7 protein-coding genes are annotated in these 5378 nt (G+C 57.2%); 2 read left to right on the forward strand and 5 right to left on the reverse strand.

Going from position 1 to position 5378, the window contains the following annotated elements:
- Positions 1-289 precede the first annotated feature (289 nt).
- Complete coding sequence (locus N554_RS36740) at positions 290-505, forward strand: hypothetical protein (protein WP_051677798.1); 216 nt, start codon at positions 290-292, stop codon at positions 503-505.
- A gap of 370 nt (positions 506-875) precedes the next feature.
- Here N554_RS36740 and N554_RS0130045 read toward each other — a convergent pair whose 3' ends face one another.
- The 5 genes from N554_RS0130045 to N554_RS0130070 all read right to left on the reverse strand — a co-directional run bounded on the left by N554_RS0130045 (position 876) and on the right by N554_RS0130070 (position 4627).
- Complete coding sequence (locus tag N554_RS0130045) at positions 876-1238, reverse strand: PRC-barrel domain-containing protein (protein WP_029586832.1); 363 nt, start codon at positions 1236-1238, stop codon at positions 876-878.
- 149 nt (positions 1239-1387) lie between these two features.
- Positions 1388-2338, reverse strand: coding sequence for an alpha/beta fold hydrolase (locus N554_RS0130050; protein ID WP_029586833.1), 951 nt, complete (start codon positions 2336-2338; stop codon positions 1388-1390).
- Between the two features lie 208 nt (positions 2339-2546).
- Positions 2547-2828 carry a hypothetical protein gene (locus N554_RS43250; protein ID WP_156042195.1) on the reverse strand — a complete coding sequence of 94 codons (282 nt, stop codon included), beginning with the start codon at positions 2826-2828 and terminating at the stop codon, positions 2547-2549.
- Positions 2829-3371: 543 nt separating this feature from the next.
- Complete coding sequence (locus N554_RS41585) at positions 3372-3581, reverse strand: hypothetical protein (RefSeq protein WP_156042196.1); 210 nt, start codon at positions 3579-3581, stop codon at positions 3372-3374.
- 512 nt (positions 3582-4093) lie between these two features.
- Positions 4094-4627, reverse strand: coding sequence for a DUF4142 domain-containing protein (locus N554_RS0130070; RefSeq protein WP_029586834.1), 534 nt, complete (start codon positions 4625-4627; stop codon positions 4094-4096).
- A 500-nt stretch (positions 4628-5127) separates the two neighbouring features.
- On the opposite strand from N554_RS0130070, the gene N554_RS0130080 reads away from it, so the two are divergent.
- On the forward strand, positions 5128-5378 hold a 251-nt coding region (locus N554_RS0130080), incomplete at its 3' end, for an SDR family NAD(P)-dependent oxidoreductase (protein WP_029586835.1).

Here is a 5378-nt window from a genome sequence, read left to right on the forward strand (position 1 = left end):
CCGGACAAATCGGGCGAGCTCCTCACCCAAGAAGGCGCACAACATTTTATCGACGACCTGAAGAAGCAGATGGCGGAGCGGAAGTAGCCGCGCCTGCCGGTAGATAGACGTCGAGGAAAAAATGCAGCTACCACAAGGAACCAGTGACTTGTACTGACTCCTGCCTGCCTGCGGCCATAGGCGAACTTTCGCAGCCAGGCCATGAGTGTCCGCTTTGCGTCTGTCGATCTCGGCACGTCAGGGCAACCATCCCGCGATCGGTGCGTTGGTGAACGGTAAGGAGGCACGAATGAACAACCCTCAGAACTCTGAAAAGGACGATGCCCGTTCACGCCTGGGGACGCCTACGCAGACGCTCAATCCTGGCGATGAAGCCGCACGCGGTATTCCCGGAACCGGCGAGGATATCTGCCCGCAATGTCATGGAAGCGGCCGCGTTGACGGTTCGCCCTGCCAGAACTGTGGCGGTAGCGGCAAGATTGTCAAAGCGATCGGCGGAGCCTGAATCAGCCAGCTGCTGACAATCGACTATCTGCTTGTCATGTCCGCCGATCACCCAGTCGGGCCATGCGCCATCCGGGCTCGCTTGAAGTAAGCGTCGATGGCGCGTTGAAGCGAAAGCGCGTCCGGAAAGGTTTGTCCGTCAACGGACTCTCCCTAATGCCGATCCAAAATCCGAGTCGGGAGAGTAGTCGATGACCTTGCCGGCCCGTAGTGAAACCAGAGCGCAGCGGTACGCCAGCGCCATAACAACCGGCGGACCTCCGGCGTCTGCAAAACTCATTTCGGATGCAGCCAGGTAACGTTTGAACTAAATCGCTCCAAAGGTTGGCGGAGATGTACTCTCGTTGCACTACCAAACTGAATGCTGCGGGTTACACAACCGAAACGCCATAGTACTCACGGATCAAGCGGCCCGCCGCAGGATCTGACCAATCCCACTTGCTATCATTGCTGTACTTTGGCGCACTCGGCAGCTGGTCTTCGGTGATGCCGGTGATATAGCCGCCGAGGTCGGTATCGTATTTCAACGATTGCCACGGCAGGGGATAGTGGTCATCGCCAATCCCGAGAAAGCCGCCAAAGCTCACAACCGCGTAGCGAACTTGTCCGCTAACCTTGTCGATCATTACCCGTTCGATGGAGCCGATCTTCTGATTGTCTGCGCCGTACACGGCAGTACCCTCGACCTTGTCGCTGCCAATCAGATTTTCGGTCTCCTGATCTTCGATAGCCATGATGACCTCCTAAAGGTTTTTGTTTGTTTCTCCAATCCGCAGTGTTCCACAATGTTCCTACAGCACTTCAAAAGTCGTGTTCAGAACGTAACGCCCGAACTGTCAACTGATCGCTCGGTCATCTGACATCTGGGCCACGCAGTCTCATGTCATGAGGCAATGGCAACACCTGCCGTATCTGCGGCCAGCGCAATTGCGGCACCATCGGCATACATTACCATGTGCCCAGCATCCTGAAGGAGGTGGAGGTCGGAGCGGCTCAGCATCTGGTGTAGACGTCGCGCCTGTTCGGGTTCGCTGACTTGGTCCCCTGTTCCGTGGAAGATGCGGACAGGACACCGAATGCTTGGATAACGAGACTGGAAGTGGGCCGCCGCCGGAACGAGCAAGGCACTTTCCTCGGCAGCCGCCCTCAACTGTTTGGGCCTGAGCGTTAGAGAAGCCGGGAACCCGTTCTTGAAATTTCGTGGAACAGAGCGGGGCGCGAAGAGCTTGCGAAACAATGTCGGCAGAATGGCCCATGAGATGATTGGGGCGACCGTGTAACGAACCAGATCGCCCAATACCGGTATCGCTGGACCTGACATCATCCACACATCCCAACGCCAGGTCGGAAAGTAGTAACCGGAGGCAAGCACAAGACCGCGGATGGGATAGTCATTTCGCAATCCGATGGCAATAGCGACCAGCGCACCCCATGAGTGGCCCAGCACGACTGGATTGCGTGCGCCGAGTTGATTAAGAGCCTTCACAAACAGATCCGCTTGGGCTGTTGCGGTCCAGATCCGCGAGCGGGGCCGTTGGCTATACCCGAAGCCGGGCCGGTCAAAGCAGAGAACACGATTGCGGCGGGCGAGAAGGTCAACAAGCCCGCTGATCGTGAAATCTTGGATCATAGAGCCGTTGCCATGAAACAGCACTACGCACGGAGCCGCGGGATCACCGCGGTCGAGATAGTGGAGTCGCACGCCGTCGCACTCGGTAAAGCTACCAATAGGTGGGTTATTCCGTTCCGCCAGGACTGAGAACACAATGTTCCCAATCGCCAGAAGAATGAGAGCGCCCACAACAATGACGGAGACGGTTTCAGCAGTGGACATTCGCTAGCCTCTCGATGCGGGCTCAATCAAACTCGCGAGCCGGATTGCCGCACGTTGAAGGAGCCATTATGCGCAATAACCAGAACTCGGAGCCTTCGTTCCTCGGTACCATTGAGGATCGCTGAAAAGATCAGCAATCCGAGAACGGTCCTACAGCGACCAGCGTTGCTGGAATTTGGCGTCGGGCCCTGTGTAAGCCGCACGCAGATTAATTCAGCAAGCATTGATCTCTGCGGACCCGGCCAGACATGCCGCCTGGCTGAACGAGTTCATCGAACTCGGCTTTGAAGAGCTCCAGCTCCATCAGGTCGGCGTAAACCAGCGAGAGTTCATCGACACCTTCGGCCGAGAGGTGCTGCCGCAACTGCGAATGTGAGGAGCAACCTTTGCAATCCGCTTCTTCTCCGGGAACGATCAACAAAGACCAGCATGCAATGGCGAGCAAGGAACCAACTGCCAGCGCAGTTCGCTCAAGAACGGTCTTTAACACCGTGGCGGCGCTGACAGCGCGCGAAGCGCAGCGGCTCGTTAACAAACCGCACTAACATCTCAGCAGGTGGGGAGCTGTGATGGATTACTCGACACGATCGGCGTGACGACCGCCCTTTCTGTTCGGTTTGGCATTGTGGCGAACAAACGCGCCATGTCGGAAATCCGAGGCGCTTCGATCAACCAAGGGATGCGGGGCAAGGTGTATTGGGTTTGAGGCTAAGCAGGCCGCCATCTGCTGCCCTAGTGCAGCACGGCTCTCCTGGCGTCTACCTCGTCATGCAACGTGCCGTTTCGGCGGTTTCGGCCGCGCCGCGCGTGCACTCTCAAATTGATTCCAGATCACGGCACGCTGTATCGGCGAGCTCGAATCTTTTCACGCGCATACACATAGCGTCTCTATTGTGAAGCCGAGCGTCGGCGCAAAGATCGGAACGATCGCCATTGTTTCTCGTTATCGAGTTCTCAAACTCGAAAGGGAAATGCCCATGAAACTTAAATCTCTGACACTCGCTTCAATTCTCGTGCTGTTCGGATCAATGGCTTATGCGCAGAGCGGCGGCTCTGGTGCAGGAAGTTCTGCCGGGGGCAGCTCCGCTTCCGGCGGGCAGGCCGCCAGTTCGACCACGACCGGCAGTTCGATGAACGGCAGCACGACCGGCAACAACGGCCCAAGCCAAGGTCTTTCTCCCGCGAACGATCCGAACGCCGGTCCTCCAAGCAACGCAGTCGGAACAAGGGGAGCCGGCACCATCAACGCTCCAGCCGCGCCCTCCTCCCCCGGCCGGTAGGAGTAGGAAATAGCCCCGCAGTCCGCGGGGCTTTTTTTACGCTCCCCCTCCTGGAAATGTGACCACGTTGGAAAGGTGAACTTCCTTTGGCAGTTTGGCTTCAGTTATATGTAGCAGCCCTCTGAACGCGTACCATAGCTAGGAACCATAATGGTCCTTTGCACTTTTAGCCGGCAAGGAGGATACGTCCATCTGGAGCTGGCGGGACATGATCGTGTTGACGGTCTTCGTATTTCTATTCGGCGCAGCCTGATCGTTAACGTCAGCGACAGTTCGCCGGGGTGCTGGATTAGGTAAGCCATGCGGTAGGAGGTACACCGGCCTTGAATGTAGGTCAGCGTTCTGAACACTGTGACAACGGTTCCAATTCCGAGGCGGATGGCCTTTGTCGCGGTGCGCATATCGGTCAGCCGCCTGCGCCGCAAGGTCTCCACGGCGTCGCATATGGCCTGCGGTGGCGTTTGGCTTGGCGTCGCTAGTTAGATTTGTCCAGGTTCTGCGCCAGCTCAAGATGATGCTTCAGCGCGGGAAGGGTCTTGCCGGCCCAACTCTTCAGGTCCGGATTATCGCCGCCGTTGGCATAGCGCTCGAACAGGGACACCGCGTCTTTGTGCGCGCTGACCTGCATGGAATTGAAATCCGAACTGAAGTCCTTTCCGCTTTTGCCTTTGAGCTTGTCAAGCTTGTTCTGGTGCGAACTGTCGAGCGCCGCCGGCAATTCAGCTTTTACCTTGCCGCTTGAGACCAGGCCCTTGAGCTCGGTACTCGTTTTGGTGTGATCAGTGACCATCTGAGATGCGAACGTCTTTTCTGAGGCATTGCCCTTTTCCTGCGCGAGCTTGTTAGACTCGATTTCGAACATATCGGAGATCGCGACCTCCTTGACGAAATCGGCCGTCGTCGGGCTGATGCCAAGGGCAGAGTTGACCCCGGTTTTTTCGCCGGCCGACTGAGCGAGTGCGGGGCCCGCGAGCAGCACGAACCCGAGTACAATGATTGAACGTTTCATGATCTGTTTCCTTTAGCTGCCAGCTTTGCGGTTCGATGCGCTTCCGCAGCGCGATGCGATGAGCTTGGTATTGGCGGCCTTTCGTCGTTCAGGTTTCGCGGTCAAGAACCGCACGATGCGCGCTGTGTAGCAACAGATCGTCCCAGTGCTTTAATGTCCTTTGATATCCCACGTTATCCTTCCTGGAAATCGTGAAGCCCAACGCGGGCTGTGTCCCTAAACTTCTGGAACTGCCACTCGTTCCATTTGGAATAGAAGCGGTCGATTGGTAATTAAAAGGCCCGACCCGCCGGCGCCGCGCAGCGGAGGCAAGCGCACCGACATGCATTGGGGCCTGGAACGAAATGCGTCGAGACGCCTGCCGGACAAGGGAACCTTGGACATGGCTGCAGATGGTGAGCCGGTCGGGTCGTCGATGAAAGGCAGGCTTCGCTGGCTAATCCGGAACCGGATGCAGGCTCGGTCATTTGAATGATCGACCACCACAAAGGATTTCCTGGATGCGCGATTATCCGAAGCCGCCATATCCGAGCCAGAAGCAGTCGATGCCCGGATCGACAACGAAGATGGATCCGCGTCCGGATCATGGAGAGAATAGCTACAAAGGATCGGGCAAGCTGAAGGACTTGAAGGCGGTTATTACCGGCGGCGACAGCGGGATCGGACGCGCGGTCGCGATTGCCTATGCCCGCGAGGGCGCGGATGTTCTGATCGCATATCTGAACGAGCATGACGACGCCAACGAGGTCAA

Source organism: Bradyrhizobium sp. URHD0069, from assembly GCF_000701345.1.
Lineage (GTDB): Bacteria > Pseudomonadota > Alphaproteobacteria > Rhizobiales > Xanthobacteraceae > Bradyrhizobium.